We start from the raw sequence: 26,958 nt of genomic DNA, 5'->3' as shown, positions 1-26,958 counted from the left end.
GCGCTGAGGCCTATGCGAATGCAATCCCGGATGGGACCTGCACAAGCAAATTTGCGCCACCGCCGACAAGGAGCGTGATCGCCCTAGAGCGGGTGTTCCACACTTCCACTGGAAAGGTTCCCGCGGATCGGGCGATCAAACAGGCCGAAGAAAAGGAAGCCGAGCAGAAAGCCGAAGACATGGGCATCCCAGGCGACTTCGCCGCCGACATCGCCAAACAGCGGCACGCCGACCGCGATCAGGACATTGCCGAAAAGCCACATCAGCGTGAAGATCAGCACGGTCCTGTTCGAAAGCGCCGCGACAATGCTCTGCCTCGGCATCAGATGGCCGAAAGAGGCGCTGTAGCCGCCGCGTGACGGGAAAGCGAAACGGCATGCGGCTCCCATCAGGGCCGAAACGACACCAGATGCTCCGATCAGAACCGTCACATCGCCCCAGTTCAGCGCCGCGTGGCCAAAAGCTGAAACGGCGGCGGATATGCACCATATTAGCACGAAGCGAAGCGTTCCGATCCGGCGCAGAACCGGCGCGCCAAAGGCCATCAACCACAATCCGTTAAAAAGAATATGCTCGATGCCGCCGTGCAGAAAAGAATATGTCACCGGCGTCCAGAGCCATTCCAGCCCCTGCTGGGATAATGGCACCGCGTAACGCAGCGGAATGAAGCCGAAGGTGAAGATGAACCAGCCGTTGCCATCCTCCGAAAGAAGATAGGCCGGAACCACGAAGGCCAAGAGCAGCGCCGCCAATATGCCGACCAGAAGCGGCGGCAGGTTGAAGACGGGATTATGTGCGTCCTCTTTCAGTTCCTGACTTTCCGAAACCGGCGGCTGTTCGCCGTCGCCGTTGGACATGATTCCATCCCTGTTTTTGTGGAAATTTGCGTCCCCCGAGCAATATAGGAAGCCCGGGCGAAAAAAAAGCCGTCCTGCCTTTCGAGCCACGACGCAAAAACAGCAATCGGTTCGAGCGCCTGTACCCAGGGGCAGTCCGGCCTGCACGCCCGCCGTAAAGTTACGGGCGAAAGCATCAATTGTGCTGACTGGGAGCATGTCCCCGACATGGCCGCAGCGATGCCACGACCTTGGTCGTCGCGCAATCTCAACCATTTGTTAACCTTAATAAAATCGGTTGGCATGAAATTCGCTACACCACAAGTAACAGACGTTCGGATGGACATGATGTCCCAAAAACGAACATGGAGAACGATGCTATGAAGAGCATGGCCGGACTGGAGATATATGCCTATTGGGACACGCTGCGCGGCAATAAACCTGCGCCCCGCCGAGAAGACTTCGATCCCGCAAAGCTGAAACATCATCTCGGCGACCTCTTCATCCTCGTGGACAAGGGAGAAAGGACGCCATTCTTCCGCCTTGCAGGCACGCACCTGTGCGACCTGTTCGGCAGGGAATTGCGCGACAGCCCGTTCTCGGATCTGTGGCCGGCGGCAAGTGCCACCTTCCCCTGCCGTGTCGCACGCGGCATCCTGCAACATCAATTGCCCGTGGTGTTCGATATCGAAGCGGAGGACGACCATGGCGCGGCGCCGCTTGCTTTCGAAATGCTGCTCTTGCCACTAAGTTCGGATAATGACACAGCCCCGAGATTGCTCGGAGCGCTGCTGCCGGAGCGGCCCCGTCACGAATTCGCAGCACCGATCAGTTGCCTCGTCATGAAAAGCAGCCGCCTGCTACGCATGGATATCGCGCCGACAACCTATTCTACGAATGCGCGAACCGCTGTCATGCCGCATGCGGTAACCCGCTGACTGCCGCATCCCACCCCGCATGGTGAGGGTGGATCGCGTATGATCGCACCGGAATTTCGTAAGAAATACGTCAAAGCTGTAACGATTTTGACGATTGCAAAAATTGTAAGGGTTAAACAATACAGTCTGTTAACCCGGGCGGCGTAGAGATTTGTCATCATCATTGGTTACAATTGCGCTGCCATGTTCTCATCACGTTCGGTCAACACTGCCCAAACCCTGCGTCCGGTTGAAGAGGTTCACTTCGACGATCCCGTCCGTGTGTCCTTCACTGGCCGCCTCATGTTGCCCGATCACCAGGAATATGATTGCACCGCAACCGAGATGACCGCCGAAAGAGCGCTGTTCGCCTGCTCGGGCATTGCGCGCAACGGTGATCGCGTCATCTCCTATCTCCAGCATATCGGCCGCATCGAAGGAACGGTTACGGCGCTTACCGCGTTAGGCTTCGTCATTGCCATCAATGCGCCCGAACGCAAGCGGGAAAAGCTGGCCGCCCAGCTCGCATGGATCGCCAAGCGCCAGCTGCTCGGCCTGCCGGAAGACCGCCGCCACGACCGCCTGACACCACGCAATACCCGGGCACATCTGATGCTGGAAGACGGCGTGCTTCTCGCCTGCCGGCTGATCGACCTTTCCTTGTCGGGCGCAGCCATCGAGATCGAAAACCGGCCTCCACTCGGCACCAGGGTCCAGCTTGGCAAGAACATGAGCGGCAAGATCGTACGCCACTTCATGGAAGGCGTTGCGGTCGAATTCGACCGGGTCCAGTCGCCCGACGCCCTGATCGAATTTCTCTAGGTCACTTCCCGTAATACCGTGGAGCGATATGTCCGTGCGGCAAGTGCGGCATTCGCCAGATCTTGTCACGGCTATCGCTTTCCGGCGCTCCGGCCGTGAGCCGGACTACAGCCAGCACAAGTCTCTGCGCCGAAAAAGCTTTTCCCGCCACGCAGGCGCATATCGATCCGATTCCGGCGCAAGGCCGGAATGATGGGAGCAGAGTGCTTTCGTCTACAAAAAATGCCGCTCGTGCATTTGCGCTGACAGTCTAAAATACTGCATTCCCGCACTTTGGATTCCGTTGAAGCTGACTTCCGTGCTATCCGGTCAGAGTGCCCGGCGCGCTCCATTTCGCGTTAGTTCTCGCGCAAAACCGCACTGGAAAATCCCGCTCCAGGCATTTTTTCCAAGAAAAAAACAGTTTTCTTGAAGTTTTTTTCGCTGCCTTTTTGCCCTGTCCCGACTTGAAACACCAATCCCAAAACGGGAAATCCGCGTCTTCGATACGCTCCGCGGCCTGTCTACCCAGCATCGCAAAAATATCTCTGTGCCGAAAATCGCTTTCAATACAGCAGCCTAAATGGCTACCAAAAACCTAAGGTCGAGATGCGTAAAATTGTAATAAAATTTGCTTCAAACACGCGTAAAAACTAACTCGAATACAGTTCAAAACAAGCGCTAATTTGCTGAAATATAAGCTCAAATTGACACGCGCATCTTTCCGCGGGGTCAAAATATACATGCGAGTGTCTCCTCAACACGGGGAGACAAGCAATGAGCAAAAACAACCGTTTCGGTTTCTTTCTGATCGCATTCATCGTCAGCGCCATCGCCCATCAGGCCAGCGCTTCGCCATCCGCCGCCATGCGCGTGATCGGCAAGGCCAACCCGCCGATCGGCCACTACGAGTTCTGCCAGACCTATCAGAGCGAATGCCAGCCGACATCGCTGGACAACGGCCCGATGAAACTGACCGAAGAGCGCTGGAAGACGATGCTCGACGTCAACTATACCGCCAACACCACGATCACGCCGATGACCGACATGGAAATCTACGGCGTCGAAGAGCGCTGGGCCTACCCCACCACGGTCGGCGATTGCGAAGATTTCGTGCTTCTGAAGCGCAAGATGCTGATGAACAAGGGCTTCTCCGCCAACAACCTGCTGATCACGGTTGTTCTGCAGCCGAATGGCGAAGGCCATGCAGTTCTGACCGTTCGCACCGATCGCGGTGATTTCGTCCTCGACAACATGCGCAACAAGGTCATGAACTGGTCGGAGACCGAATATACCTACCTGAAGCGTCAGGACACCGCCAATCCCGGACGCTGGGTGAAAATACAGGATGGCCGCGCCACCACTGCGGTTGGCGGCATCAACTGAAGCCATCCAAACCCACGCAAATACCGTCTCCCCAAATGAAAAAGCCGGCTCCGCAAGGAAGCCGGCTTTTTCATTTCAATCACATCCATTGACGATCAGAGCAGGCCTAGTTCGGCCAGTTCCCGCTTGAGGTCGGAGGGCATCTCCTCGCCGCCGAAATCACCGCCGCCGAGATCGCGTGGGGCCTCGTTGTCCTTGAGGTAGCGCCAGCCCTGAAACGGCCGCTTCGGCGCAGGCGACGTCTCGATCACCTCGGGGCCGAGAATGAGATCGCAGCGGGTAATGCCGTCGTCGCCCTTGAAGGAACGTATGTCGAGAAGTTTCTGCCGTGCCTGCACCTGGCCCTTGATGACCCAATAGAGCGAACCGCCTTCCAGCAATTCGTCAAGCCGTTTCGGGATCATCCGCGTGGTGTGGACGCTGTGCGGCTCAAGGCCAGCTGCGATCGCGGTCAGCGAGCGATGCGCAACCCAGTCTCTCAAATCCTGGAGTGAATCCGCGCCGACGCAAAGTTTTATAAGATGTAGAGGCATATGCTTATCAATGCCTTTTTGCGTCGGGCGTCAAGCATGTGGACCATGCCTGACGCCCTGCCCGCTCAGCATTCCACAACGTTGACGGCAAGACCGCCGGTGGAAGTTTCCTTGTACTTGTCGCTCATGTCGTTGCCGGTCTGGCGCATGGTTTCGATACAGGCATCGAGCGGCACGAAATGCTGGCCGTCACCCTTCAGCGCCAGGGAAGCCGCCGTTACCGCCTTCACCGCACCCAGCGCATTGCGCTCGATGCAGGGCACCTGCACCAGACCGGCGATCGGGTCGCAGGTCATGCCGAGGTGATGCTCGAGCGCGATTTCGGCGGCATTCTCCACCTGTTCTGGCGAACCGCCCATGACGGCGGCAAGGCCTGCGGCCGCCATGGCGGCAGCGGACCCAACCTCGCCCTGACAGCCGACCTCGGCACCTGAAATAGATGCATTATGCTTGATGATGCCGCCGATTGCGGCCGCCGTCAGCAGGAAATCGCGAACATCGTCAACGGTCGCATCCTCGTGGAAATGCCGGAAATACCGGACCGTGGCCGGAACGACGCCCGCAGCACCGTTGGTCGGCGCTGTCACCACGCGCCCGCCCGCAGCATTTTCCTCGTTCACGGCCATGGCATAGACGCTCAACCAGTCATTCGCCATGACAGGATTGAGCCTGTTGCTGCGCCATTCCTCATTCAGCTTCTCGTAGATGGAGCGGGCACGGCGGCGCACCTTCAGGCCACCCGGCATGATGCCGTCCACCCTCAGCCCGCGCTCGATGCAGCCGTTCATCGCCTCCCAGATCTGGTCGAGGCGCTCGTTCAGCTCGTCGCGGGAGATTACCGTTTCTTCGTTTGCGCGCTTCATCTGGGCGATGGTGCGGCCGGAGCGGCCCGCCATCTCAAGCATTTCCCGCGCCGTGGCGAACGGATAAGGCACGCGCGGACCATTATCGATGGTCTTGCCGCGCTGCTTGATCGCTTCCAGTTCCGTATCGGTCACGACGAAACCGCCGCCGACGGAATAATAGATGCGCTTGAGAAGCAGCCTGCCCTGATTGTCTAAGGCAGAAAAGGTCATGCCGTTGGCATGGCCGGGCAGCGGGTTCTTCTTGTCGAAGACCAGATCCTCGGCTGGGTTGAACTCATAGGAGGGGTGGCCGGGTGGCGACACGGTGCCCGCCTTTTCAACCTTTTCGATGATCGGGTCCATGGCGTCGGGGTCGACGAGATCCGGCCGCTCGCCCGTCAGGCCGAGGATGACCGCACGGCCGGTGCCGTGGCCAATGCCGGTAAAGGCAAGCGAACCGTGCAGGCTGACCTTCAGGCGCGACACGGAAGCACCCGCCGGACGCGGCCATTCATCACCGAGGATAAGCGCAAGAAAGCGGTTCGCCGCCGTCATCGGCCCCATCGTATGCGAGCTGGAAGGACCGATACCGATCTTGAAGACGTCGAAGACCGAAAGAAACATGAGGCTTACCTTGAATAAGAATGGATTCCACCGCCATCATATCCAAAGCCGCGACGGATCGCCACAAAAGAGCGGCACCGGCTTTTGCAGCTGCGACATGCGGGCCGCAGAAACGAAAACAGCACGGTTTCCAGAGGAAACCGCGCCGTTTCAAAACCCGTCATTCATGAGAAGTGCTTATGGGCTGCCAAAAATGTACGTCAATGCGAGAAATGCGGCAAAGCCTGCAAGCGCGCGCAAGGTGACGGCCCAACAGGATTTCTGAGCGGTTTCTTCCATGATTACTCCAGCTATTCACTCTCCGGGCGATCTTCAAGACCGGGCCCGTTGGGGGAAGCATTTATTAAAATCCGGCGCAGAACGCAAATGCAAAAAGCGGCTAAATGAAGGCGTTTTTGACGGGCTGCCATTCGTCAGTTGCATAGGTGTGTGAAAAAACAAGGCTTTAGATCGGGGCTTTCAGGTTACCCCTTTTTGTCGTTCGCCTCAATTTGAACCAAAGTGTAACTGGTTTATGAAGGTTTCGCACAAACACCTGTTGAAGCCAGCGGCAATCGGCATTCCAGAGTTGAATTTCAGTGTCCGGACTGTTGTGCCTTGAAAGCCTTTCGGCTGTGCCTTATCGACAGAAAACGGCAACGGGATTCGTCATTACATGCAGCAGGCATCATCTTTTCCGGACCGCGAGACGGTCGCATCGAAACTTGCCTCGCTTGCAAGCGAGGACAAGGCGTGGGTGCTGCTTTTGATGGAAAACGTGTTGCAGGATGAAAACCTGCTGGCCGGCCTCAATCTCTATCTCGATCAACAGGCCAATGCCCGCTTCCTTAACAGTCTGAAACTGGAGACATCAGGCGAATGGCTGGGCTGTAACGCCCCTGCCCGCCTGCAGATACGCATCACGGAGGCGGCCAAGGCCAGCCAGCATCCTGCCTATCTGGCCTTCCGCAAGGGACTGACGGCATCGGCAGGCCTCGAAAAAGCCTACCCCAAGGCGCCGATCTGACTTAGTCAGGCACTCTGTCGACGACAGCGATAATTGGCCCCATGGGAAACAGGAAATCGCGCCTTTTCATCGCGGGAATGTCGACACTGGAAATCGTCCCGTCGAGATACAGCGCGTTTGGCGCATCCAGCGCATCCCTGAACAACGTCGCGAAGTCGTAAAAACGCACGGTGTTTTCCGAAATCGCGAAATGCACCATGCCGTCGCGCGACACGCCGACGCCGTTGCGGCGTTTCAGGCTGTCGCTATCGGGCAGAAAACGCGGATGCAGCTTTCCATCGATCACCAGCATCGGGCCGGACTGGGTGGCAAAATCCGGCTTCAAGCCGGCAGAGACATAGGCCTGCGTTTCCAGAACGCCCGCCATTGCACCCTTCAGATAAAACACGCCGTTCGGCAGAAGATGGAAATTGCCCCACCCGCCGCCGGTAATAATCGGTGAACGTTCGACGCCATTTTCGACAAAAAGGCCAACGGGAGAATAGTCGGAATGATACATGCCGCCATTCATGGCGAAAACGCTGAACATGTGCTGCCGCCACAGGGCGGAGGAGAGATCGGAGAAGGAGCGATATCCCTCACCCGAAACATGATCGCGGTCGTAAATCCGAATCATGCTTTTCGCCGGATCGAAACTGCAGACGATGTAACGTCCGCCCGAATGCTCCATGGTTTTGCAGAAATCCGCCTGTCCGCCCGCCTCAGCCGAAAACGGCAAAAGCAATGGCAGCAGCAAGCCAATCAGTCTTTTCGTCACCAGTCTTTTCATCAACGCCCGCTCATGCCCTCTCGCCCCATCTTAATACGGCGCGATTCTTACTTCATGAACTGTGACGGTGAAATCAGGTCAAAGAAAAGGCGTCCCCTTCATTCAGGGAGACGCCAGACCTTGGAGGGGAGAGACTTAGCGACGCGCGGCGCGGTCTACGCTACGACCTGCGTCCTGCGTGGCGTCCACTGCATTTGCCGTATCCCGGCCAACGCCGCGAATGGTATTACCGCAGGAACTCAAGGTCACGACGGTCAACAAAGCCACGAAAACTGTCGAAAGAATACGTGTGATCATTTGAAATAACTCCCCTATGACTTGCCGTCCAAAGGCAAGCGCCGATGTGATATGCGTCACAATAACGTGAGCATTGGAAATCGGTTCCACCGGCGTTTGAAAAAATCCCGTCGGTGAAAATTAACATGGTTTTGAACTTCGCGAGGGAAACTCGGGCGCAGGGATCATGATCGGGAAAATCGTGTGGGTGACATGACTGAGATAAACAATCGGCTACTGGTGATGACGGCGGGGGGGCTGAACCCCAATGTCATGATCAATGCGCTGGCCGCCCGGTTTCCGGATATCCATGTCATCGTGGAGCAGGCGGAAAGCAAATCGGCCATTCTGAAAAGACGGGCGCGGCGGCTCGGCTGGATGACAGCCGCAGGCCAGATGGCGACGATGATCGCCTCCCGGCTCGGCAAACGCTTCACTGTTCGGCGCACCAATGAGATCATTGCCGAACATGGCCTCTCTGCCGATCTCGGCCAGGCAGTTCCTGTTACACATGTTGCCTCCCTGAACGACGAAGAGTGCCACAAGGCCATCAACACCTTGCAACCGGCGGCGATCTTCACCATTTCCTGCCGCCTTCTGACACCGGCAACCCTTCAAGCTCTGCGCTGCCCGGTCATCAATTTCCACGCCGGCATCAATCCCGCCTATCGCGGCCAGATGGGCGGTTATTGGGCGCTGGTGGAAAAGGACCGGGGTAATTTCGGCGCGACCGTGCATCTGGTCGACAAGGGCGTGGATACCGGCGCAACCCTTTACGAAAAGCGGCTGAAGCCCTCGCCTTCCGATACCATAGCCACCTACCCCCTGCTTCTGACCGCCGCCTCGGTCGATATTGCGGTCAGCGCTATCGAGGACGCCCTTTCCGGCAGCCTTGCGCCGCAACCGCCCTTGCCTGGCAAATCGGTGCTGCGGTTTCCGCCGACGATCTGGACATGGCTGTGGAACGGCCTCACCAAACGTGTCTGGTGAGGACAACCAGCCATTGCCGCCAGCCAAACGCATGAAATCAAGCTTCGTCGCAGATGCAGGGCTGTCTTGCCGCAACAGGCAAAGACGTGGGCAAAAAAGCGGTGCATGATAAGGAAAAGGACCAAATTCAAATTGCACGATATCTCGACCTCTCCCGCCATTGCCGCCTCCATTGAAGCCTCACCCGCACAGGTGCTCGGCCCGGCAAGTCTTGCCGGTATCTTTCCAGAGGGCGTGCGTGTCTATCTGACAGACACCGGACAGGCCTCGCAGGACAGGCTGGTCGACGCTGCAAAACATCTTCGCGATCTCGGCTACACACCAGTGCCGCATCTCGCGGCACGGCGCATATCGTCTCGCGTGGAATTCGAGGAGCAGGTGAAGCGGCTGGCAGGCGAAGCGGGTGTGTCGGATGTGCTGGTAGTCGGCGGTGGCGTCGCCACGCCGGCTGGTCCCTTCGCATCCAGCATGGATATGCTGTCGACCGGCATCTTGGATCGCTGCGGGATCAATCAGATTGCAATCGCCGGCCATCCCGAAGGCAGCCCCGATTTCAGCGATGAGACGGCGACGGCCGCCTTGAAGTTGAAGTATGATTTTGCCGAAAGAAGCGATGCAGCAATGCGCATCGTCACCCAGTTCGGCTTCGACCCCGCGCGCTTCATCGCCTGGGCGGAAGGACTTGCCGCCTCCGGCATCGACTTGCCGGTGCATATCGGCGTCTCCGGTCCGGCCAGGATCACGACGCTGCTGAAATATGCAGCTCTCTGCGGCGTCGGCAATTCCATCGCCTATCTGAAAAAGAACGCGCTCTCCCTGACGACGCTGGCCAAGGGCCATTCACCGGAAAGCGTGGTCGGCCCTATCGAACGGCACTGGCAGGCAAATCCGGCAGGGCCGATCCGGCAAATACACGTTTTCCCATTTGGTGGGCTACAGAATTCGGCAGACTGGCTGGCCGGTCGTGGAAGCTGGCAAACCGGCGATGCGGACTTTTCCGCAAAGCGGGGCACGGTAGCGATCTAGGCCCACCTTTGCCTATGGCGCGACGGACGCTCGCCGTCGCGCATTCCTTATAAAGATCTACCTCAGGCCGCCTTGGCGACCTCGACAAAGGCGTTGCGGATGCTTTCCGCGACCGCAAGGATGGGGCGCGAGGGTCTTTCGCCCGTGATCAGGCGAATATCGAAATAACCAAGTTCCGGCAGGCCTTCCTTGTCGCTCAGAATGACCATGTCGTTCTGCACATAGGAGCGCGGCAGGGGCGCGATGGCGAGATCGGCGGCAATTGCTGCGCGCTGCGCCATGGTATGGCCGCTGAGATAGGCCACGCGGAAATTGCGACCCCGCTTTTCAAGCGAGTTGATCGCTTCCGAACGCCAGATGCAGCCCTCTTCCCAGATCGATATGGGCAGCGGATCGCGCAGATAGGCCGTACCGCATTTTGCCCCTGCCCAGACGAGACGTTCGCGCATCAGCACCTCGCCCGTATCCCGCAGCGGATGCGACGCACAGTTGACCAGTGCCAGATCCAGCCGCCGTTCATCCATGCGCTTGTAGAGATTGGAACTGGAATCGATCGTGACATCGATCATGATGCCGGGGAAAACCTCGGCAAAACGCTTGAGGATACCCGGGAGCAAACCGCGCTCGCCAATATCTTCCGGCGCACCGAGCCTGACGACGCCAGACAGTTCAGGCATGACGAAACGCGACACGGCCTCGTTAGACAGCGCGATCATGCGGCGCGCATAGGTAAGAAGCGTTTCGCCATGGGCCGTCAAAGTAACCGAGCGGGCATCGCGCAGGAACAACGTCGTCTTCAGCTGTTCCTCCAGCTTCTTTATCTGCATGGAAACGGCGGACGGCGTTCTGAACACCACCTCTGCAGCGGTGGAGAAGTTCCCGGTCTCGGCAATCGCGACGAAGGTTCTCAGAATGTCGTTATCCAGCAGCGGCAGCGGTTGGCGGAAAGTTACGGTCATGGCACGAACCTTCAAATATTTTGATTTATAGATGGATATCATTTCGTTTGATTGAATGTCAACACAGGCGCACCATCCGGGACATCGAATGACAGGGCAACTAACACCTTGTCGGAATGAAGCGCTGGCCCATCACGGAACGACAGAAAGTCCAGCAGGCGGCGAGCGCGAGTCATTCCTAGAACTGATGAATGACATAAAATTCATTCTCTTGTTTGATGAGATATGTAAGCGCATACCGAAGTCGTAAACAGGATCGTGGTTCACGAAAGGATCAAGACATGGCCATGATACATTATCACCCCGCAGCGAGCCGTTCATCGCAACGCCCCTCGACCGGTAGCTGGCTCCAGCGCCTGTCCGGCCAGATTTCCGCTCTCCATACGTCATGGAAGCGCGCAAGAATGCTCCGCGCGCTGGAAGGTTTGCCGCCTGAAACATTGAAGGACATTGGATGGCCGACAACCGACAGCAACCGCATCAGGGTCATCCGCAAATGATGCGCAACCCCATGGCTCGCAACCGTCCCAGGACTTGCGAGCCATCCCCGTCAATCCCGAGACGCGCCGGCAGAGGCGTAAAATGACCTGCCTGTTTTACATGCGACACGACGCCCTTTAAAAAGGCTTGTCGCAAATTTTGCATATTTCAAAAGCTATTTTTTGACAGCCCGGATTTCACGGCGTATTTTTCGTTAAAGATGTCGGAAACAGGACATCCAGAAGACCGATTCCAAGGGAGGAATTGCGTATTCGCAACGGAGCACGGGCAAATGAGCAGGAACTCCCAGAAGAAACGCTCAATCGTCTTTTTTCTCATTCCGCAATTTACCATGCTGCCGTTCGCCGCAGCGGTTGAAACGCTTCGCATCGCCAATCGCATGCTGGGGTATCAGGCTTACGAATGGCGCCTCGCCTCGCTCGACGGCCAGAAGGTCATGTCATCAAGCGGCATCTGTCTTGAGGTCGACACCTGTCTTGCCGATGAGCGCCGATATGTCAGCGGCGAAAACCGCGTTGAAATGGCGATCATCTGTTCGGGCATCGATGTCGACCAGCACATCAACAAATCCGTCAATGCCTGGCTGCGTGAAGCCTATAATCGCGGCATCGCCATCGGCAGCCTCTGTACCGCCGCGCATATCCTCGCGCAGGCCGGTCTCTTGAACGGCAAACGCTGTGCGATCCACTGGGAGAACCTGCCTGGTTTTTCCGAAGCCTTCCCGCAGGTGGAAGTCTATGCCGATCTCTTCGAGGTCGACAGCAACATCTATACCTGCGCCGGCGGCACCGCATCGCTCGATATGATGCTGAGCCTGATCGGTCAGGATTTCGGCGAAAATCTTGTCAACCGCGTCTGCGAGCAGCAATTGACGGACCGGGTGCGCAGCCCCAACGACCGCCAGCGCCTGCCGCTGCGTGCGCGCCTCGGCGTTCAGAATAGCAAGGTCCTGTCGATCATCGAATTGATGGAAGGCAATCTGTCCGAGCCGCTGTCACTGCTCGACATCGCCGATGCGGCCGATCTGTCGCGCCGACAGGTGGAGCGTCTCTTCCGGCAGGAAATGGGCCGCTCACCCGCCCGCTACTATCTTGAAATTCGCCTGGACCGCGCCCGCCACCTGCTGGTGCAATCGGCCATGCCGGTGGTCGAGGTTGCCGTTGCCTGCGGTTTCGTCTCCGCTTCGCATTTCTCCAAGTGTTATCGCGAAATCTACAATCGCACGCCGCAACAGGAACGGGCGGAACGCAAGCTGCTGATCAGCGCTTCGCGGATGGCAACCGCGAGCCAGGGCAAAGCCGCGCACTGACGCGGCTTTAAACTTCGAGCGCGAAAAAGCCCTCGCCTCAGTGATGAAAACCTCCCCCCGTCATGCCGGACTAGATCCGGCATCCAGCCACGACGCGTCTGCGCAGCGAAAGGTATCTCCTGCGATCAAGTCCGGGGTGACGGAGTGGACAACAACTCAAGGTCACGCAAACGGCCGCACCGCGTAGGCGAGATCCTCTGCCGTCATACCTGCACCCGCCCTGCTGCCCGCCTCGCCATGCAGCCAGACACCGGCAGCGGCGGCCTCAAAGGCAGGCGTTCCCTGCGCAAGCAATGCGCCGATGATGCCCGCCAGCACATCGCCTGACCCCGCCGTCGCAAGGCTCGACGGCGCATTGGTATTGACCAGCGCGCGGCCGTCCGGCGCGGCGATGACCGTATCCGCACCCTTGTAGACCAGCACTGCGCCGCTGCGCGCCGATGCGGTCTGCGCCTTCTCGATCTTGCTCAGTGACGTGTCAGCGGCGAGATCGGGAAACAGCCGGGCAAACTCGCCCTCATGCGGCGTCAATACGAATTTCCCCGCGCCTGAAATCACCCGGTCGAAGAGGGTTTCCGGGCAGTCCTTGAAAGCGGTGATCGCGTCGGCATCCAGCACCACCACCTTGTCCCCGAGCAGGGACACGAATTGCCGCGCCTTTTCGAGATCGCCGAAACCGGGACCGAGGACGAAAGCGCCGTGGCGTTTGTCGTCCAGCCAGTGGCGCAGATCGTCCGCATCATCCAGACCGGAGCTCATCACCGCCGTCAATGTCACCGAAAGCACGTCGAGCGCCTGCTTCGGCGCGGCGATGGTGACGATGCCCGCCCCCGCCTTCAGCGCCGCGATTGCCGTCATGCGGCTTGCTCCCGTCGCATGTGGCGGTCCGGAAAAGACGGTCAGATGCCCACGGCGGAATTTATGCGTTTCCATTTCGGAGGGGGGCAAGGCGTCGCGCCAGACAAGTGGATCGTTTTCCGCAACCGATCCCGCATGAGCGGCGAGAATACGGGAGGGGATACCGATATCGAACACCTCAAGCGTCCCGCACAGTTCCCGCCCCGGCATCAACAGATGGCCGGGTTTTCGCGCCATGAAGGTTACGGTCCGCTCCGCCTTGAACGATGCGCCCAGAGGCACGCCCCTCCTGCCGCAAAGACCAGACGGCAGATCGACGGCGAGAACCGGCACGGCTGCCTGCGTCACCGCATCGATCACGCGCCGAAGCTCCGACGGAATCTCGCGGGACAATCCGGCACCGAACACCGCGTCAATCACCACGTCTCCAGCCATGGGCACATAGTCGCCAAGCGGCAGGGCTGTGACGCCGCTGCCCTCGAAAGCCGTGCGGGCATCGCCTTTCATGGCCGTAACGTGGCCAAGATGATGAACCGCAACTGTCGCCCCGCTTTGCACAAGCGAGCGTGCCGCAACGTAACCATCACCGCCATTATTGCCGCCTCCGCAGAGCACGACGAAACGCAGCACGTCCGGATAGTAGCGAAGGGCCGAAGCAGCGACCGCCTGCCCTGCCCGCTCCATAAGATCGTATAGGGGAATACCGGATTGGCCTGAGGCCGCATCGATGCGGGCCATCACAGCAGGGTCGATAAGAGAGAGATTCAATAGGGATTTCATGGAGCGATCATCCCTTCAAAACGCCGGAAAGGCAATCGATACAAAAATAAGCAAATGGCTGCGGCGAAATAATAATCAAATGCATAAAATATAAACAAATCAACAAAACGCCGTCAGTGCATCCCGAAATATTCAACATAACTAAAATAAGGAAAACCGACAGAATTGATGACGGATTTTTCGGGTTTTGGCGAGAAATTGGCTGGAAAACCACAAAAAGCGAATGCATTTTGTGCCAGAAAGCCGGGCAAGCGAAGTTTTTTCTTCAAGCCCGCTTCCGATCTGGCACAATACGTGCATTCTTGTGGCAGAGCGGGAATAACCTGCTTTAACGGGAGAAGCGGAGAGATATTTTCTCATGAAAAAGATCGAAGCGATCATTAAGCCTTTCAAGCTCGATGAAGTGAAGGAAGCCCTTCAGGAAGTCGGACTTCAGGGAATCACGGTCACGGAAGCAAAAGGCTTTGGTCGTCAGAAGGGCCACACGGAACTCTACCGCGGAGCAGAGTACGTTGTGGACTTTTTGCCGAAAGTGAAAGTCGAAGTCGTACTGGCGGACGAAAATGCGGAAGCCGTCATTGAGGCTATCCGCAATGCGGCACAGACCGGACGTATCGGCGACGGAAAGATTTTCGTTTCCAACGTCGAGGAAGTCATCCGAATCCGTACCGGTGAAACAGGCGTGGACGCCATATAATCGGAACCAGGTCCTGAGCCGGGGAGGCTCAGGTTTTTCACCTCGTCACCACCACACTCAAGGAAAACGTTTAAATGACGACCGCAAACGATATCTTGAAGCAGATCAAGGATAACGACATCAAGTTCGTGGACCTGCGCTTTACCGACCCCAAGGGCAAGCTGCAGCATGTCACCATGGATGTTGTCTGCGTAGACGAAGACATGTTCGCCGATGGCGTCATGTTCGACGGCTCCTCGATCGCCGGCTGGAAGGCCATCAACGAATCCGACATGGTGCTGATGCCCGATCCGGCAACTGCCCATACCGATCCGTTCTTCGCCCAGTCGACCCTCGTCATCCTTTGCGACATTCTCGACCCGGTTTCCGGCGAAGCCTATAACCGCGACCCGCGCGGCACCGCCAAGAAGGCCGAAGCCTACCTCAAGGCCTCCGGTATCGGCGACACCATCTTCGTTGGCCCCGAGCCGGAATTCTTCGTCTTTGACGACGTGAAATACAAGGCAGACCCTTACAACACCGGCTTCAAGCTGGATTCATCGGAACTGCCGTCCAACGACGACACGGATTACGAAACCGGCAACCTTGGCCACCGTCCGCGCGTCAAGGGCGGTTACTTCCCGGTTCCGCCGATCGACAGCCTGCAGGACATGCGTTCCGAAATGCTGACGGTTCTCGCTGAAATGGGCGTCGTCGTCGAAAAGCACCACCACGAAGTCGCCTCCGCGCAGCACGAGCTGGGCGTGAAGTTCGACACCATGGTATCCAGCGCCGACAAGATGCAGATCTACAAGTACGTCGTGCACCAGGTCGCCAATGCCTATGGCAAGACGGCAACCTTCATGCCGAAGCCGATCTTCGGCGACAACGGCTCGGGCATGCACGTGCACCAGTCGATCTGGAAGGGCGGCAAGCCGACCTTTGCTGGCGACGAATATGCCGGCCTGTCTGAAAACTGCCTGTACTACATCGGCGGCATCATCAAGCATGCCAAGGCAATCAACGCCTTTACCAACCCCACCACCAACTCCTACAAGCGTCTGGTACCGGGTTATGAAGCTCCGGTTCTGCTGGCCTATTCCGCCCGCAACCGCTCCGCATCTTGCCGCATTCCCTTCGGCTCCAACCCGAAGGCAAAGCGCGTCGAAGTCCGCTTCCCGGACCCGACCCAGAACCCCTATCTCGGTTTTGCAGCCATGCTGATGGCCGGCCTCGACGGCATCAAGAACAAGATCCATCCCGGCAAGCCGATGGACAAGGACCTTTACGACCTTCCTGCCAAGGAACTGAAAAAGATCCCGACCGTCTGCGGCTCGCTGCGCGAAGCGCTGGAGAGCCTCGACAAGGATCGCAAGTTCCTGACCGCAGGCGGCGTGTTCGACGACGACCAGATCGACTCGTTCATCGAGCTGAAGATGCAGGAAGTCATGCGCTTCGAAATGACCCCGCATCCGGTCGAATTCGACATGTACTACTCGGCCTGACCGGCATTTGGGACGCCTTTAGAGGCGTCCCTTCCCGCTCGGCGGTTTTCCCCTGGAAAGCCGCCGTTTTCTTTTGATGCCCAGCCATGTCGCGAACAATGTCGATCAAGCCAGCCTCTCAGCAAACGCGCCTCACGGACTGGCTCATCTTTCTGGCGGTACCGTTCTTTTTCTCCAGCAACATCATTTTCGGCCGCGGCGTCATCGGAGAGGTCTCGCCCTTCATTGCCGCCTTCATTCGCTGGATCGGATCGAGCCTCATCATCGCTCCGTTCATGATCGCCGACTGGCGGAACTGCCTCGCCTTCGTGCGCCAGAAAACGCTGCTCTGGCTCGTTCTTGGCATTCTCGGCATGGGCGTCTGCGGCGGCGTGGTCTATTGGGGCCTCACAATGACGACGGCTGCCAACGGTACGTTGATCTACACGACTTCGTCGCTATTCATCATCCTGTTCCAGCGCATCTTTCAGGGCCGCCCGATCCGCAGGCTCGAAGTGGCGGGCATGATCATCGCTTTTGCGGGCGTGGCGGCAATCGTGCTCAAGGGCGATATGTCCGCTCTCTGGCAGATGAAATTCAACATTGGCGATTTTGCCATTCTGACGGCAGCGATTGCGTTTGCGGTCTATTCGCTGCTGTTGCGCGATCCCGCGGCGCGGCAGATGGCCTCGTTCAGCCTTTTCGGCCTCATCGCCTTCTCCGGCGCGCTGGTCCTGCTCCCGCCGGCAGCGGTCGAACTGGCGCATGGTGGCTTGCTGCCGGCCACGGCCATCGCCTGGGCCAAGATCGGCGGCATCATCCTGTTCGCCTCACTGCTTGCCTTTTATTGCTTCACCCATACGGTCCGCGTTTTCGGCCCCGCCACGGCAGGCATCACGCTTTACATGATGCCACCCGTCTCGATTGTCATGGCCACGCTTTTCCTTGGTGAAACGTTTGAAACATATCACGCCATCGGCATCGTGCTGGTTACCGGCGGCGTCGTCATCGCCACCGCACCGATCGGCCGCAGGGTCGCTTAAGAACATAACGGGAAAAAGGGCCGAATACCGCTAGCCCTTGATATTTCCCATTCCGCACCCAACTATTAGTGGGAAAGGAAGTTCATACCATGAAACAAAGAGACGCAAAATTTACGCTTGGCGAGATCGTCCGCCACAAGGTGTTTCCGTTCCGCGGTGTGGTGATTGACGTGGATCCGGAATATGCCAATACGGAAGAGTGGTGGAACGCCATCCCCGCCGATATTCGCCCGGAGCGCGACCAGCCCTTCTACCATCTTCTGGCGGAAAACGATGAGACTGAATATGTCGCTTACGTTTCCGAACAGAACCTCGTCCACGATGAAAACGAGGCGCCGCTCCGCAACCGCAATATCGAGCGGATGTTCGACAAGGCGCCCAACGGCGAGTGGCGGCCGAAGATGTCGCTGGCGCATTAGCGCACGCCCGATTTGACAACAGTCATAAGGGCGCTGTGCGCTTTGACTGAAAATACGTCGGATCAAAACCGCGCATAAAAAAACCGGCCTGAAAACAGGCCGGTTTTTTCGTGTTCTCGTAAAGAGATCAGGGCTTCGGCGCGCCCTTTGCGGCGTCCTGAGCAGCTTCCAGCTTCTTGCGAGCCTCTTCGGCCTTTTTCTGCATGCCTTCCTGAAGGCTGCGCTGGCTTTCTGCGAGCTGCGACTGGGTGATAGCCGCGCCGTCATAAGCGCCGGTAAAGCCGGTAAGCGCGATCTTGATGGGGTTCGGCGCGCGGCGGAAGTTGATCGAGGTGAAGACGATCTCGTTGCCCTTCTTCAGCGACGCGATCATGGCGTCCGTCAGCGGAACTTCAGCCGTGCACTTGTCGGGAAGGCAAACAGCGTAATCGAGCTTCTGACCCTTGCCACCGTCGATCTGCATCATCACACCCGGGGGAATGAGACGCGCGGTCGGAACGGAAACCTGGAGCAGCTTGCGGTTGACCTTGCCCTCGACAGTGATGAGGCCGACGGCAGTGATCATCTGGCCGTTCTGGGCAAGAACCACGTTCTGCACGACGCAGACATCGTTGTCTTCCTGCTTGGAGCAGGTCTTGAACCAGCCGAGCGGCGGAGCGCCAGCGCCCTGATTGGCGGGAGCATCCTGTGCCTGCGAGATGGCCGGAGCGGAAACCGCGCCCAGGGAAAGAACGAGAGCGGACAGAGCTGTCCGGGTGAATGTGTTTGCCTTTTGCATCATAAGAGTTCCGTCTCCTGAATGTCTGCCAGAACAGAACCGCGGGTCCTGCTCGCCGATGGCGGTATCCTTCTGCCCGTTCAACTGTCGTTTAAATGAGGCAAATGCGTGACCCGTCTCTTCCGGCCACCCTGTTACATGCCGTTCGCGGCGATATCCAGCACTTCTTTAACTTTTTCTTGAGGCAACCCAAGATTTCCCGCCCTCGCATGGGTCCAGCCATGGGCTTGTGCTACATATTCGCCAGAATCATAACAAAAAACCAATCATGACGATAACCGACCACGACGACAAAACGGACCGACAGTTGAGACAGGATAGTGACATGCGCAAGCTTGCGGCCCTCATCCCCGCATTGTTTCTTTGGGGAACGGCCCTGCTTTCTCCGGAAATTGCCGTAGCGCAGCCGCTTCACGGCATTTCCATGCACGGCACGCCGGAACTTCCCGCCGACTTCCGGCACTTCCCTTATGTCAATCCGGACGTGAAAAAAGGTGGTCGCATATCCTACGGTGTCGTCGGCACCTTTGACAGCCTCAACCCCTTTGTTCTCAAGGGAATGCGCACAACGGCGCGCGGCGTCTGGGACCCTGAATTCGGCAATCTCCTCTACGAGCCGCTGATGCAGCGCTCGAGCGACGAGCCTTTCAGCCTTTACGGCCTGCTTGCGGAAACCGTGGAGTGGGACGAGGAACGCACCTTCACCCAGTTCAACATCAATCCCAAGGCCAAGTGGTCGGATGGCGAGCCGGTGACGCCTGACGATGTTATCTTCACATTCAATCTCCTGAAGGAAAAAGGCCGTCCGCCGTTCAACAGCCGCCTAGACGGCGTGGCGAAGCTGGAAAAGATCGGCGAACACGGCGTCCGCTTCACCTTCAACGACAAGGCGAACCGCGAAACGCCGCTCATTCTCGCCTCTTCCACCCCTATTTTGCCGAAACACGCGATCGATCCGGAAAAATTCGAGCAGGCGGGCCTCGGCGCTGTTGTCGGGTCGGGTCCATACCGAATCAAGACATTGCGGCCGGGTGAACGAATCATCTGGGAGCGAAACCCGGACTATTGGGGCAAGGATATCCCGAGCAAGGTCGGCTTCGAGAATTACGACGAGATCAGCATCACCTATTTCCTTCAGGTCACCACCATGTTCGAGGCCTTCAAGAAAGGCGATATCGACATCTATCCCGAAGGCGACGCCATCAACGGCACCTCCGATACGTCCCATTGGGGCCAGGCCTACAACTTCCCCGCCGTTCATCGCGGCGATATCGTCAAGGATGTGTTCCAGCCACGTCTGCCATCGGGCATGTTCGGCCTTGTCTTCAATACCCGCCGCGCGGTCTTTGCTGACGAAAAGGTGCGCGAGGGCCTGTCCTATGCACTCGATTTCGAGTGGATGAACAAGAACATTCTCGGCGGCGCCTTCAAGCGTACGCAAAGCTACTGGCAGAACTCCGCGCTCGGTGCCTATGGCAATGCCGCAGATGAGCGCGAACTTGCGCTGCTTGGCGATGCGGCCAAGAGCATGCCGCCGGAACTTCTGGCGGGAACCTACGCCATGCCCACCACCGACGGGACCGGCGCGGACCGCAAGGTCCTGAAGCTCGCCGTCGATAAGCTGAAAGAGGCCGGATACAGCATCAAGAACGGCAGGATGTCCGACGCCAATGGCCGCCAGCTCGCATTCGAAATCATGACGCAGAACCCGGCGCAGGAACGCATAGCGCTTGCCTATCAGCGTTCGCTGAACCTGATCGGCGTCGCCATGGGCATCCGTTCGGTTGACGATGGCCAATATCAGGCACGCTCCAACAGCTTCGATTACGACATGATCATCCGGTCCCTGCCCTCATCGCTCTCGCCGGGCGCCGAGCAGCTCAACCGCTGGAGTTCATTGTCGCGGGATGCGCAGGGCAGCTTCAACTATGCGGGTGCGGCCAGCCCCGACATCGACCGCATGATCGAGGCCCTGTTGCAGGCCCGATCCACGGAGGATTTTCAGGCGGCAGTGCGTGGTTATGATCGTCTTCTCGTCGCCGGCCACTATGTCATTCCGCTCTACTACATCGGCGCGCAATGGATAGCCCGCTGGAAATATATCGACCGCCCGGATATGACCCCGATATCAGGCAATCAGAAACAGACCTGGTGGGATGCGCGGGCGCAATAACCCGCCCCTGCCCGGTCCAAGACAACGGAAGATGAAGCCATGGAACGCATCGTTATCGACGTCGTATCGGATATGGTCTGCCCCTGGTGCTATCTGGGCAAGGCAAGGCTCGATCTTGCCATTGCCGAGGTGCAGGACGAAATCAGCGTCGACGTGAACTGGCGACCTTACCGGCTCAACCCGGATTACCCGCCTGAAGGCGTTGACCAGAAGGCCGCGCTTGAGGAAAAGCTCGGCAAGGAGCGTCTCGAGCAGGCCCATGCCTCGCTGGTGGAACTCGGAAAACAGGTCGGCATCCACTACGATTTCGATGCAATCAAGATTGGCCCGAACACGCTCGACGCACATCGCCTGTCGCTCTGGGCCCATGCTGAAGGCCGTGACGTTCAGGAAAGGATCGTCACCGCGTTGTTCAAGGCGAATTTCGAGGAAGGCCGCAATATCGGCGATCACGCCGTGCTGACCGATATCGCCGAAAAGGCGGGCATGGACGCAAAGGTGGTAACACGGCTTCTGGCATCGGACGCAGACAAGGACACGGTGATTGCCGAAATTGACGCGGCGCAGCAAATGGGTGTTTCCGGCGTACCGTTCTTTATCGTTGACCAGAAATACGCCATCAGCGGTGCACAAACGCCTGATGTATTGATTGCTGCACTGCGGGATATTGCAAAAATCAAGGCGGACGAGCATAAGTCGATGAACTGACGGTCGAACACCGGCAGCTTGCCCTAATCGATAAACTGTTGGTGTTTTCCCGTGTCCGACCAGACCCTGAAAGGCATTCTGCTTGCCTTTGCCGCCTTCGCTGCCTACGCCTGGAGCGACGCGAGCGTTAAACTCATAGAAGGCCAGATTTCGCCGATCGAATCGGCCTTCTTCGGCGCCCTGTTCGGCCTCATCGCCCTGCCCTTCATCCGCAAGCGCAATGATCGCTGGGTGGATGTGGTGAAGACGACCAACCGGCCTTTATGGATCATCCGATTTTTTGCCGCCGGTACGGGTGCCGTCGGCAGCGTCACCGCTTTCACCCATCTTTCCATGGCCGAAGCCTTCGCGCTGATCTTCCTGCTTCCTTCTTTCGTCACCATCATGTCGGTGGTGTTTTTGAAGGAACAGGTGGGCATCCGCCGTTGGTCTGCGGTCATCATCGGTTTCCTCGGGGTGCTGGTCATCCTGCGGCCGGGTTTCCGTGAACTCGGCATCGGCCATATCGGCGCAATCATCGGTGGCTTCAGCGGCGCACTCAGCATAGTCATCTTCCGCGCCATGGGTCCGTCGGAAAAGAACGTCTCGCTGTATGGGGCCGGCGTACTGGGCTGTCTTACCATCAGCGGCATCGCCATGGTGCCGACCTTCATCATGCCGGGCGGCGAACAATGGTTGCTGCTGGCGGGATACGGCCTGCTCGGCGCGCTTGGCAACGTGCTTGTCATGTATGCTGCCCAATATGCGCCCGCCGCCATGATCGGCCCAACGCAATATAGCCAGATGCTCTGGGCGATTCTGTTCGGTTACCTGATTTTCGGCGACCGTATTGATGGCTGGATGTTGATGGGCATCGCCCTGATCGTCGGCTCCGGCCTGCTGACGCTGATCCGCGAGAAGCAGCGAAAAGTGCCGCTTCCCGCCTCCATCGCCGCGACCGACCAGAATGTCGCCGTCGGGATCACGCCGGAAGACGAGCGCTAAAGTCAAAAATGCATGAGAACCAGCGACGCATGTTTGCGTCGCTGGCATGGCATTCGATCAATCACAAACCCTGACCCGATACATGTCGCCCCAGGCGTTCTGTCGCCAGGCCACGTGGCAGCGAGGATAAACCGGCTGGTAAACAACAGGCGGTCCATAAGCTGGCACGGCGTAGACGGGTGGACCGTAGGCCGGTGCATAATAAGCGGGGCCATAAGCGTAACCGGGATGCCTTGCCCCGGCGATGAGCGCTCCGCCAATGATCGTTCCTGCGATCCCGGCGGCAAGGCCGCGGCCGAAATTATTGCGCGCTTCCGCCTGACTGGTGGTGGCAATTGTGGTGCCCGCAATTGTCAAAGCAACCAGACCAGCGGTGGCAAACCTGTTGATGTTGGTCCACATCGTCCTGCTCCTTCAAGACCCGGCGGCTTTACGATCCGCCGCACCGGGTATGAAGGAAAGATTACGCCCGCGAAGACTACCGATACATGTCCGTTTCGTTACATCGCGGTAATTTTCGCTGAAGGCAGTGAGTGGAGTTTTCGAGGGATTGGCTAATGGAAATGAGCCGACGATGGGTGGCTTACCCCCTCTGCCCTGCCGGGCATTTCCCACACAGGTGGGGAGATCGATATGCGGCAAGGTTTTGCCTATATCAACGTTAGAGAATGAAGTGGTGACAGCGCGTCTCGCCGATCTCCCTCCTTGTGGGGGAGATTCCCGGCAGGGCAGAAGTGGGGTAAGCCACACCCACCGCCGCCCCCCCCAAAGGCTTAAATCTACGACCGAGCCAGCTCCGCCAATTGCGTCATGACCATCGCCGCACCCGCCAGCCGTTTTTCCGGCGTCGGCAGATCGCGGTTCAGGAACAGGCTGTGGTCCGGGCGGATTTTCGCCATCGAGCCCTGCTTGCCAATGTAACCGACAAGCGCTGCCGGATTTGGGAATTCCTTGTTGCGGAACTGCACGACAACGCCTTTCGGCCCGGCATCCACCTTCTCGACATTGGCCGTGCGGCAGAGCGACTTGATGTAGACGATCTTGAGGAGATGCTGCACTTCCTTCGGCAGCGGGCCGAAACGGTCGATCATTTCTGCGCCGAAACCGTCGATCTCGCCTATATCCGCAAGCTCGCCGAGACGGCGGTAGAGACCCATGCGCAGATGCAGATCCGGCACGTAGTCTTCCGGGATCATCACCGAGGTGCCGACCGAGATTTGCGGCGACCAGCCGCTGTCGCGCACCTCTTCGTCACCCTTCACTTCGGCCACGGCCTCTTCCAGCATCTGCTGGTAAAGCTCGAAGCCGACTTCCTTGATGTGGCCGGACTGTTCTTCGCCAAGCAGATTGCCAGCGCCGCGAATATCGAGATCGTGGCTGGCAAGCTGGAAACCGGCGCCGAGTGTGTCGAGCGATTGCAGCACTTTCAGCCGCCGCTCCGCCATCGTCGTCAACACCTTGTTGACCGGCAGGGTGAACAGCGCGAAGGCGCGGACCTTGGAACGACCGACACGGCCACGCAGCTGGTAAAGCTGGGCGAGACCGAACATGTCGGCACGATGCACGATCAGCGTATTGGCGGTCGGCACGTCGAGGCCGGATTCGACGATGGTGGTCGAAAGCAGCACATCGTATTTGCCGTCATAGAAGGCGTTCATGATGTCTTCGAGTTCACCCGCCGCCATCTGGCCATGCGCCACCGCCACTTTCAGTTCCGGCACATCCGACTGCAGGAATGCATGGATGTCAGCGAGATCGGCGAGGCGCGGGCAGACATAAAAGCTCTGGCCACCGCGATAATGCTCGCGCATCAACGTTTCACGGATTACCAGCGGATCGAAGGGCGAAATGAAGGTGCGAACCGCCATGCGGTCCACTGGCGGCGTGGTGATGAGCGACAGCTCGCGCACGCCGGTCATGGCCAGCTGCAAGGTGCGCGGAATGGGTGTTGCCGACAGCGTCAGCACATGCACATCGCTTTTCAGCTCCTTCAGCCGCTCCTTGTGCTTCACACCGAAATGCTGCTCCTCATCGATGATCAGCAGGCCGAGATTGGCGAAGCTGATGCCCGCACCGAGCAGCGCATGGGTGCCGACGACAATGTCGGTCTTTCCATCAGCCACTTCTTTCTTGGTGAGCGCAAGCTCCTTCGAACCCACAAGGCGCGAGGCCTGCTGCACCCGGATCGGCAGACCGCGAAACCGTTCGGAAAAGGTACGGAAATGCTGTCGCGCCAGAAGCGTGGTCGGCACCACCACCGCCACCTGAACGCCATTCATGGCGGCAAGGAAAGCGGCGCGCAAGGCCACTTCGGTCTTGCCGAAACCGACATCGCCGCAGATCAGGCGATCCATCGGCCGCCCGGCACCGAGATCGTCGCGAACAGCGTCGATGGCGTTCAGCTGGTCCTCGGTCTCGTCATAGGGGAAACGGGCGGCAAACTCGTCGTAAAGCCCGTCCGGTGCGATAAGCGCCGGCGCGTGGCGCACCAGACGCGCGGCTGCAATGCGGATAAGCTCGTCGGCCATATCGAGCAGGCGCTTCTTGAGCTTGGCCTTGCGCATCTGCCATGCGCCGCCACCGAGCTTGTCGAGCGTGGCTTCCGCGGCATCAGAACCATAACGCGAGAGAAGATCGATGTTTTCGACCGGTAGGAACAGCTTGGCGTCGTCGGCATAATGCAGTTCCAGACAGGCGCGCGGCGCGCCCGCTGCCTCGATGGTCTGGAGACCGACGAAGCGACCGATGCCGTGTTCGGCGTGAACCACGAGCGAGCCTTCATCCAGCCCCGCCACTTCCGCGATGAAATCCGCGCCGCGCTTGCGGCGCTTGGAACGGCGCACCATGCGGTCGCCAAGAATATCCTGCTCGCCGATGATAGCGAGCGTTCCGGTCTCAAACCCGGCTTCGAGGCTCAGCACTGCCGAAGCCGCCTCACCCTTGCCGAGTTTCTCCACCTCTTTCAGCGATGTCACCGGCTTGATCTTCTCAAGCCCGTGTTCGTTCAAGACCTGCAACAGCCGGTCGAGCGAACCTTCCGACCAGCCGGTGATCAAAACCTTCCAGCCCTTGGCCCGGCGCTCGGCAATGTGCTTTACCGCCAGATCGAAAACATTGACCCGCTCTTCGCTGTCGCCTTCCGTCGGTGGACGTGCCCAGCGCGGACCAACATGGGCATCAAGCGTCGCGACCGGGCGACCTTCGCTATCGTGTTCGTTGAAGGGCGTCAGCCGCACCGCATTGACGCTCGCAAGCGCCGCCTCGAAGCTCTTGCCGTCGAGATAGATTTGCCCAGGCGATACCGGCTTGTATGGTGCGCCCTGCGTCGAGCCCTTGGTCTCTCCGGAAGCCCGCCGCGCCTCGTAATAATCGAGGACCAGCTTGGAGCGTTCCTTCGCCGCCTCTCGCGCCGTATGGTCGGTGACGATACGGAAACCGCTGAGATAATCGAAGGCGGTTTCCAGCTCTTCGTAAAACAGAGGCAGCCAGTGCTCCATGCCGGCATAACGGCGGCCTTCGGAGACGGCCTGATAAAGCGCATCGTCGCGCGTCGCCGCACCGAATAGCGACAGGTAGTTCTTTCGGAACCGGCCGATCGTATCCGGCGTCAGCGTCACTTCGCTCATCGGATTGAGATCAAGCGAGCGCGCCTGTGCGATGGTGCGCTGGCTGGCCGGATCGAAGGTGCGGATGCTTTCCAGCGTATCGCCGAAGAAATCGAGCCGCACCGGCTCTTCGGTGCCCGGCACGAAGACATCGAGAATGCCGCCGCGCACGGCGAATTCACCCACTTCACGCACCGTCGCCACCCGGTCGAAACCGTTGCGCTCCAGCCGCGCGGCGATGTCCTCCATGCGGATCTGGTTGCCGGGCTTGGCCGAAAAGCCCAGGCTCTCGATAACGTCGCGCGGCGCCATCTTCTGCAGCATGGCGTTGACGGTGACGAGAACGATGGCCGGATGCGGTTTCTTGGCGTGATTGATGAGGCCGGCAAGTGCCGCGAGCCGGCGCGCCGAGGTGTCCGCACTCGGTGACACGCGGTCATAAGGCAGACAATCCCAGGCCGGCAGCGTCAACACCGGAATATCCGGCGCGACAAAACCAAGAATCTGTTCGAGATCGGCGACCCGCTGGCCGTCCGACATCACGTAAGCCACCGATGTTCCCGCCCGCGCCATATCGGCGAGCAGCAGGGCTTCCATGCCGGAGGGCACGTTTCCGATGGTCAGCGGCGTATCGGCCGACGCCACCAGCTTTGCATCGAATCCGGCTATCAT

Annotated in this window: 27 protein-coding genes; 16 read left to right on the top strand and 11 right to left on the bottom strand. The window is 58.6% G+C overall.

All coding sequences use genetic code 11. From position 1 onward, the window contains the following. Positions 1 to 83: 83 nt before the first annotated feature. Positions 84 to 857, bottom strand: coding sequence for a rhomboid family intramembrane serine protease (locus FB593_RS01020; RefSeq protein ID WP_112292225.1), 774 nt, complete (start codon positions 855 to 857; stop codon positions 84 to 86). Between the two features lie 359 nt (positions 858 to 1,216). Here FB593_RS01020 and FB593_RS01015 point away from each other — a divergent pair, with 359 nt between their 5' ends. From FB593_RS01015 to FB593_RS01005, 3 genes are all read left to right on the top strand, one after another. Then, positions 1,217 to 1,774: a PAS domain-containing protein gene (locus FB593_RS01015; protein WP_025593679.1), complete on the top strand. Its 558-nt coding sequence runs from the start codon at positions 1,217 to 1,219 to the stop codon at positions 1,772 to 1,774. Between the two features lie 183 nt (positions 1,775 to 1,957). Then, positions 1,958 to 2,575, top strand: coding sequence for a PilZ domain-containing protein (locus FB593_RS01010; RefSeq protein WP_080798355.1), 618 nt, complete (start codon positions 1,958 to 1,960; stop codon positions 2,573 to 2,575). Positions 2,576 to 3,331: 756 nt separating this feature from the next. After that, positions 3,332 to 3,940, top strand: a complete 609-nt coding sequence (locus FB593_RS01005; RefSeq protein ID WP_111790295.1) for a transglutaminase-like cysteine peptidase — start codon at positions 3,332 to 3,334, stop codon at positions 3,938 to 3,940. A gap of 95 nt (positions 3,941 to 4,035) precedes the next feature. Here the strand turns inward: FB593_RS01005 and FB593_RS01000 are convergent, their stop codons facing one another. Together FB593_RS01000 and FB593_RS00995 are read right to left on the bottom strand one after the other, a co-directional pair. Then, positions 4,036 to 4,473, bottom strand: a complete 438-nt coding sequence (locus tag FB593_RS01000) for a DUF1489 family protein (RefSeq protein ID WP_013636312.1) — start codon at positions 4,471 to 4,473, stop codon at positions 4,036 to 4,038. A gap of 65 nt (positions 4,474 to 4,538) precedes the next feature. Beyond that, positions 4,539 to 5,942 carry an L-serine ammonia-lyase gene (locus FB593_RS00995; RefSeq protein WP_145166264.1) on the bottom strand — a complete coding sequence of 468 codons (1,404 nt, stop codon included), beginning with the start codon at positions 5,940 to 5,942 and terminating at the stop codon, positions 4,539 to 4,541. Here FB593_RS00995 and FB593_RS27415 point away from each other — a divergent pair. Together FB593_RS27415 and FB593_RS00985 are read left to right on the top strand one after the other, a co-directional pair. Continuing rightward, on the top strand, positions 5,941 to 6,207 hold the full coding sequence (locus tag FB593_RS27415) for a hypothetical protein (RefSeq protein ID WP_025593682.1): 267 nt from the start codon (positions 5,941 to 5,943) through the stop codon (positions 6,205 to 6,207). The genes FB593_RS00995 and FB593_RS27415 overlap by 2 nt on opposite strands. Before the next feature lie 390 nt (positions 6,208 to 6,597). Next, positions 6,598 to 6,948: a hypothetical protein gene (locus FB593_RS00985; RefSeq protein ID WP_003515702.1), complete on the top strand. Its 351-nt coding sequence runs from the start codon at positions 6,598 to 6,600 to the stop codon at positions 6,946 to 6,948. 1 nt (position 6,949) lies between these two features. On the opposite strand, the gene FB593_RS00980 is transcribed toward FB593_RS00985, so the two are convergent. Both FB593_RS00980 and FB593_RS00975 read right to left on the bottom strand, forming a co-directional pair. After that, positions 6,950 to 7,717, bottom strand: a complete 768-nt coding sequence (locus tag FB593_RS00980) for a phosphodiester glycosidase family protein (protein WP_145166263.1) — start codon at positions 7,715 to 7,717, stop codon at positions 6,950 to 6,952. Positions 7,718 to 7,852: 135 nt separating this feature from the next. Then, on the bottom strand, positions 7,853 to 8,014 hold the full coding sequence (locus FB593_RS00975) for an entericidin A/B family lipoprotein (RefSeq protein WP_003515706.1): 162 nt from the start codon (positions 8,012 to 8,014) through the stop codon (positions 7,853 to 7,855). 192 nt (positions 8,015 to 8,206) lie between these two features. Between FB593_RS00975 and FB593_RS00970 the strand changes: the two genes are divergently transcribed. Continuing rightward, entirely contained in the window at positions 8,207 to 8,983 is a 777-nt protein-coding gene (locus FB593_RS00970; protein WP_065687284.1) for a formyl transferase, read from the top strand. 105 nt (positions 8,984 to 9,088) lie between these two features. Next, a complete protein-coding gene (locus tag FB593_RS00965) occupies positions 9,089 to 10,009 on the top strand; it encodes a methylenetetrahydrofolate reductase (RefSeq protein WP_145166262.1) in 921 nt (306 codons plus the stop codon). Positions 10,010 to 10,071: 62 nt separating this feature from the next. On the opposite strand, the gene FB593_RS00960 is transcribed toward FB593_RS00965, so the two are convergent. Next, positions 10,072 to 11,010, bottom strand: a complete 939-nt coding sequence (locus FB593_RS00960; RefSeq protein WP_003515711.1) for a LysR family transcriptional regulator — start codon at positions 11,008 to 11,010, stop codon at positions 10,072 to 10,074. A 239-nt stretch (positions 11,011 to 11,249) separates the two neighbouring features. On the opposite strand from FB593_RS00960, the gene FB593_RS00955 reads away from it, so the two are divergent. After that, positions 11,250 to 11,468 carry a hypothetical protein gene (locus FB593_RS00955; protein ID WP_013636319.1) on the top strand — a complete coding sequence of 73 codons (219 nt, stop codon included), beginning with the start codon at positions 11,250 to 11,252 and terminating at the stop codon, positions 11,466 to 11,468. Positions 11,469 to 11,740: 272 nt separating this feature from the next. Continuing rightward, positions 11,741 to 12,778 carry a GlxA family transcriptional regulator gene (locus FB593_RS28045; protein ID WP_003515714.1) on the top strand — a complete coding sequence of 346 codons (1,038 nt, stop codon included), beginning with the start codon at positions 11,741 to 11,743 and terminating at the stop codon, positions 12,776 to 12,778. Positions 12,779 to 12,940: 162 nt separating this feature from the next. On the opposite strand, the gene FB593_RS00945 is transcribed toward FB593_RS28045, so the two are convergent. Both FB593_RS00945 and FB593_RS27410 read right to left on the bottom strand, forming a co-directional pair. After that, positions 12,941 to 14,416 (bottom strand): NAD(P)H-hydrate dehydratase, encoded by a 1,476-nt coding sequence (locus FB593_RS00945; protein ID WP_145166261.1) that lies wholly within the window; start codon positions 14,414 to 14,416, stop codon positions 12,941 to 12,943. Positions 14,417 to 14,529: 113 nt separating this feature from the next. Further along, positions 14,530 to 14,685, bottom strand: coding sequence for a hypothetical protein (locus tag FB593_RS27410; RefSeq protein WP_003515718.1), 156 nt, complete (start codon positions 14,683 to 14,685; stop codon positions 14,530 to 14,532). 89 nt (positions 14,686 to 14,774) lie between these two features. Here FB593_RS27410 and FB593_RS00940 point away from each other — a divergent pair, with 89 nt between their 5' ends. From FB593_RS00940 to hspQ, 4 genes are all read left to right on the top strand, one after another. Continuing rightward, the gene (locus tag FB593_RS00940; protein WP_003515720.1) at positions 14,775 to 15,113 is read left to right on the top strand and encodes a P-II family nitrogen regulator; all 339 of its coding nucleotides are present in this window, start codon (positions 14,775 to 14,777) and stop codon (positions 15,111 to 15,113) included. A 74-nt stretch (positions 15,114 to 15,187) separates the two neighbouring features. Beyond that, positions 15,188 to 16,597, top strand: coding sequence for a type I glutamate--ammonia ligase (gene glnA / locus FB593_RS00935; RefSeq protein WP_003515722.1), 1,410 nt, complete (start codon positions 15,188 to 15,190; stop codon positions 16,595 to 16,597). Between the two features lie 98 nt (positions 16,598 to 16,695). Beyond that, complete coding sequence (locus FB593_RS00930; RefSeq protein WP_075807527.1) at positions 16,696 to 17,619, top strand: DMT family transporter; 924 nt, start codon at positions 16,696 to 16,698, stop codon at positions 17,617 to 17,619. An 89-nt stretch (positions 17,620 to 17,708) separates the two neighbouring features. Further along, positions 17,709 to 18,038, top strand: coding sequence for a heat shock protein HspQ (gene hspQ / locus FB593_RS00925; RefSeq protein ID WP_003515726.1), 330 nt, complete (start codon positions 17,709 to 17,711; stop codon positions 18,036 to 18,038). Between the two features lie 127 nt (positions 18,039 to 18,165). Here hspQ and FB593_RS00920 read toward each other — a convergent pair whose 3' ends face one another. Further along, positions 18,166 to 18,819 carry an invasion associated locus B family protein gene (locus tag FB593_RS00920; protein ID WP_013636323.1) on the bottom strand — a complete coding sequence of 218 codons (654 nt, stop codon included), beginning with the start codon at positions 18,817 to 18,819 and terminating at the stop codon, positions 18,166 to 18,168. 322 nt (positions 18,820 to 19,141) lie between these two features. On the opposite strand from FB593_RS00920, the gene FB593_RS00915 reads away from it, so the two are divergent. Genes FB593_RS00915 through FB593_RS00905 form a run of 3 tightly spaced genes read left to right on the top strand, consistent with a single transcriptional unit; the run spans position 19,142 to position 22,681 of the window. Continuing rightward, positions 19,142 to 20,989: an extracellular solute-binding protein gene (locus FB593_RS00915; RefSeq protein ID WP_025593697.1), complete on the top strand. Its 1,848-nt coding sequence runs from the start codon at positions 19,142 to 19,144 to the stop codon at positions 20,987 to 20,989. A gap of 39 nt (positions 20,990 to 21,028) precedes the next feature. After that, positions 21,029 to 21,697, top strand: a complete 669-nt coding sequence (locus tag FB593_RS00910) for a DsbA family oxidoreductase (protein WP_003515731.1) — start codon at positions 21,029 to 21,031, stop codon at positions 21,695 to 21,697. Between the two features lie 51 nt (positions 21,698 to 21,748). Then, entirely contained in the window at positions 21,749 to 22,681 is a 933-nt protein-coding gene (locus tag FB593_RS00905) for a DMT family transporter (protein WP_003515734.1), read from the top strand. Between the two features lie 57 nt (positions 22,682 to 22,738). On the opposite strand, the gene FB593_RS00900 is transcribed toward FB593_RS00905, so the two are convergent. Beyond that, entirely contained in the window at positions 22,739 to 23,083 is a 345-nt protein-coding gene (locus FB593_RS00900; RefSeq protein WP_065687278.1) for a hypothetical protein, read from the bottom strand. A gap of 377 nt (positions 23,084 to 23,460) precedes the next feature. Then, the gene (gene mfd, locus FB593_RS00890; RefSeq protein ID WP_019566117.1) at positions 23,461 to 26,958 is read right to left on the bottom strand and encodes a transcription-repair coupling factor; all 3,498 of its coding nucleotides are present in this window, start codon (positions 26,956 to 26,958) and stop codon (positions 23,461 to 23,463) included.

The organism is Rhizobium sp. SJZ105, assembly GCF_007828365.1.
GTDB lineage: Bacteria > Pseudomonadota > Alphaproteobacteria > Rhizobiales > Rhizobiaceae > Agrobacterium > Agrobacterium tumefaciens.
Note: the sequence above shows the minus strand (reverse complement) of the source record. Positions and strands in the feature narration are given on the sequence as shown.

What these genes read in the sequence shown, in the direction of transcription:
- FB593_RS01020 (WP_112292225.1), bottom strand. Translation starts at nt 857, where the DNA reads ATGTCCAACGGCGACGGCGAACAGCCGCCGGTTTCGGAAAGTCAGGAA.
- FB593_RS01015 (WP_025593679.1), top strand. Translation starts at nt 1,217, where the DNA reads ATGAAGAGCATGGCCGGACTGGAGATATATGCCTATTGGGACACGCTG.
- FB593_RS01010 (WP_080798355.1), top strand. Translation starts at nt 1,958, where the DNA reads ATGTTCTCATCACGTTCGGTCAACACTGCCCAAACCCTGCGTCCGGTT.
- FB593_RS01005 (WP_111790295.1), top strand. Translation starts at nt 3,332, where the DNA reads ATGAGCAAAAACAACCGTTTCGGTTTCTTTCTGATCGCATTCATCGTC.
- FB593_RS01000 (WP_013636312.1), bottom strand. Translation starts at nt 4,473, where the DNA reads ATGCCTCTACATCTTATAAAACTTTGCGTCGGCGCGGATTCACTCCAG.
- FB593_RS27415 (WP_025593682.1), top strand. Translation starts at nt 5,941, where the DNA reads ATGAGGCTTACCTTGAATAAGAATGGATTCCACCGCCATCATATCCAA.
- FB593_RS00995 (WP_145166264.1), bottom strand. Translation starts at nt 5,942, where the DNA reads ATGTTTCTTTCGGTCTTCGACGTCTTCAAGATCGGTATCGGTCCTTCC.
- FB593_RS00985 (WP_003515702.1), top strand. Translation starts at nt 6,598, where the DNA reads ATGCAGCAGGCATCATCTTTTCCGGACCGCGAGACGGTCGCATCGAAA.
- FB593_RS00980 (WP_145166263.1), bottom strand. Translation starts at nt 7,717, where the DNA reads ATGAAAAGACTGGTGACGAAAAGACTGATTGGCTTGCTGCTGCCATTG.
- FB593_RS00975 (WP_003515706.1), bottom strand. Translation starts at nt 8,014, where the DNA reads ATGATCACACGTATTCTTTCGACAGTTTTCGTGGCTTTGTTGACCGTC.
- FB593_RS00970 (WP_065687284.1), top strand. Translation starts at nt 8,207, where the DNA reads ATGACTGAGATAAACAATCGGCTACTGGTGATGACGGCGGGGGGGCTG.
- FB593_RS00965 (WP_145166262.1), top strand. Translation starts at nt 9,089, where the DNA reads ATGATAAGGAAAAGGACCAAATTCAAATTGCACGATATCTCGACCTCT.
- FB593_RS00960 (WP_003515711.1), bottom strand. Translation starts at nt 11,010, where the DNA reads ATGATATCCATCTATAAATCAAAATATTTGAAGGTTCGTGCCATGACC.
- FB593_RS00955 (WP_013636319.1), top strand. Translation starts at nt 11,250, where the DNA reads ATGGCCATGATACATTATCACCCCGCAGCGAGCCGTTCATCGCAACGC.
- FB593_RS28045 (WP_003515714.1), top strand. Translation starts at nt 11,741, where the DNA reads ATGAGCAGGAACTCCCAGAAGAAACGCTCAATCGTCTTTTTTCTCATT.
- FB593_RS00945 (WP_145166261.1), bottom strand. Translation starts at nt 14,416, where the DNA reads ATGAAATCCCTATTGAATCTCTCTCTTATCGACCCTGCTGTGATGGCC.
- FB593_RS00940 (WP_003515720.1), top strand. Translation starts at nt 14,775, where the DNA reads ATGAAAAAGATCGAAGCGATCATTAAGCCTTTCAAGCTCGATGAAGTG.
- glnA (WP_003515722.1), top strand. Translation starts at nt 15,188, where the DNA reads ATGACGACCGCAAACGATATCTTGAAGCAGATCAAGGATAACGACATC.
- FB593_RS00930 (WP_075807527.1), top strand. Translation starts at nt 16,696, where the DNA reads ATGTCGATCAAGCCAGCCTCTCAGCAAACGCGCCTCACGGACTGGCTC.
- hspQ (WP_003515726.1), top strand. Translation starts at nt 17,709, where the DNA reads ATGAAACAAAGAGACGCAAAATTTACGCTTGGCGAGATCGTCCGCCAC.
- FB593_RS00920 (WP_013636323.1), bottom strand. Translation starts at nt 18,819, where the DNA reads ATGATGCAAAAGGCAAACACATTCACCCGGACAGCTCTGTCCGCTCTC.
- FB593_RS00915 (WP_025593697.1), top strand. Translation starts at nt 19,142, where the DNA reads ATGCGCAAGCTTGCGGCCCTCATCCCCGCATTGTTTCTTTGGGGAACG.
- FB593_RS00910 (WP_003515731.1), top strand. Translation starts at nt 21,029, where the DNA reads ATGGAACGCATCGTTATCGACGTCGTATCGGATATGGTCTGCCCCTGG.
- FB593_RS00900 (WP_065687278.1), bottom strand. Translation starts at nt 23,083, where the DNA reads ATGTGGACCAACATCAACAGGTTTGCCACCGCTGGTCTGGTTGCTTTG.
- mfd (WP_019566117.1), bottom strand. Translation starts at nt 26,958, where the DNA reads ATGATAGCCGGATTCGATGCAAAGCTGGTGGCGTCGGCCGATACGCCG.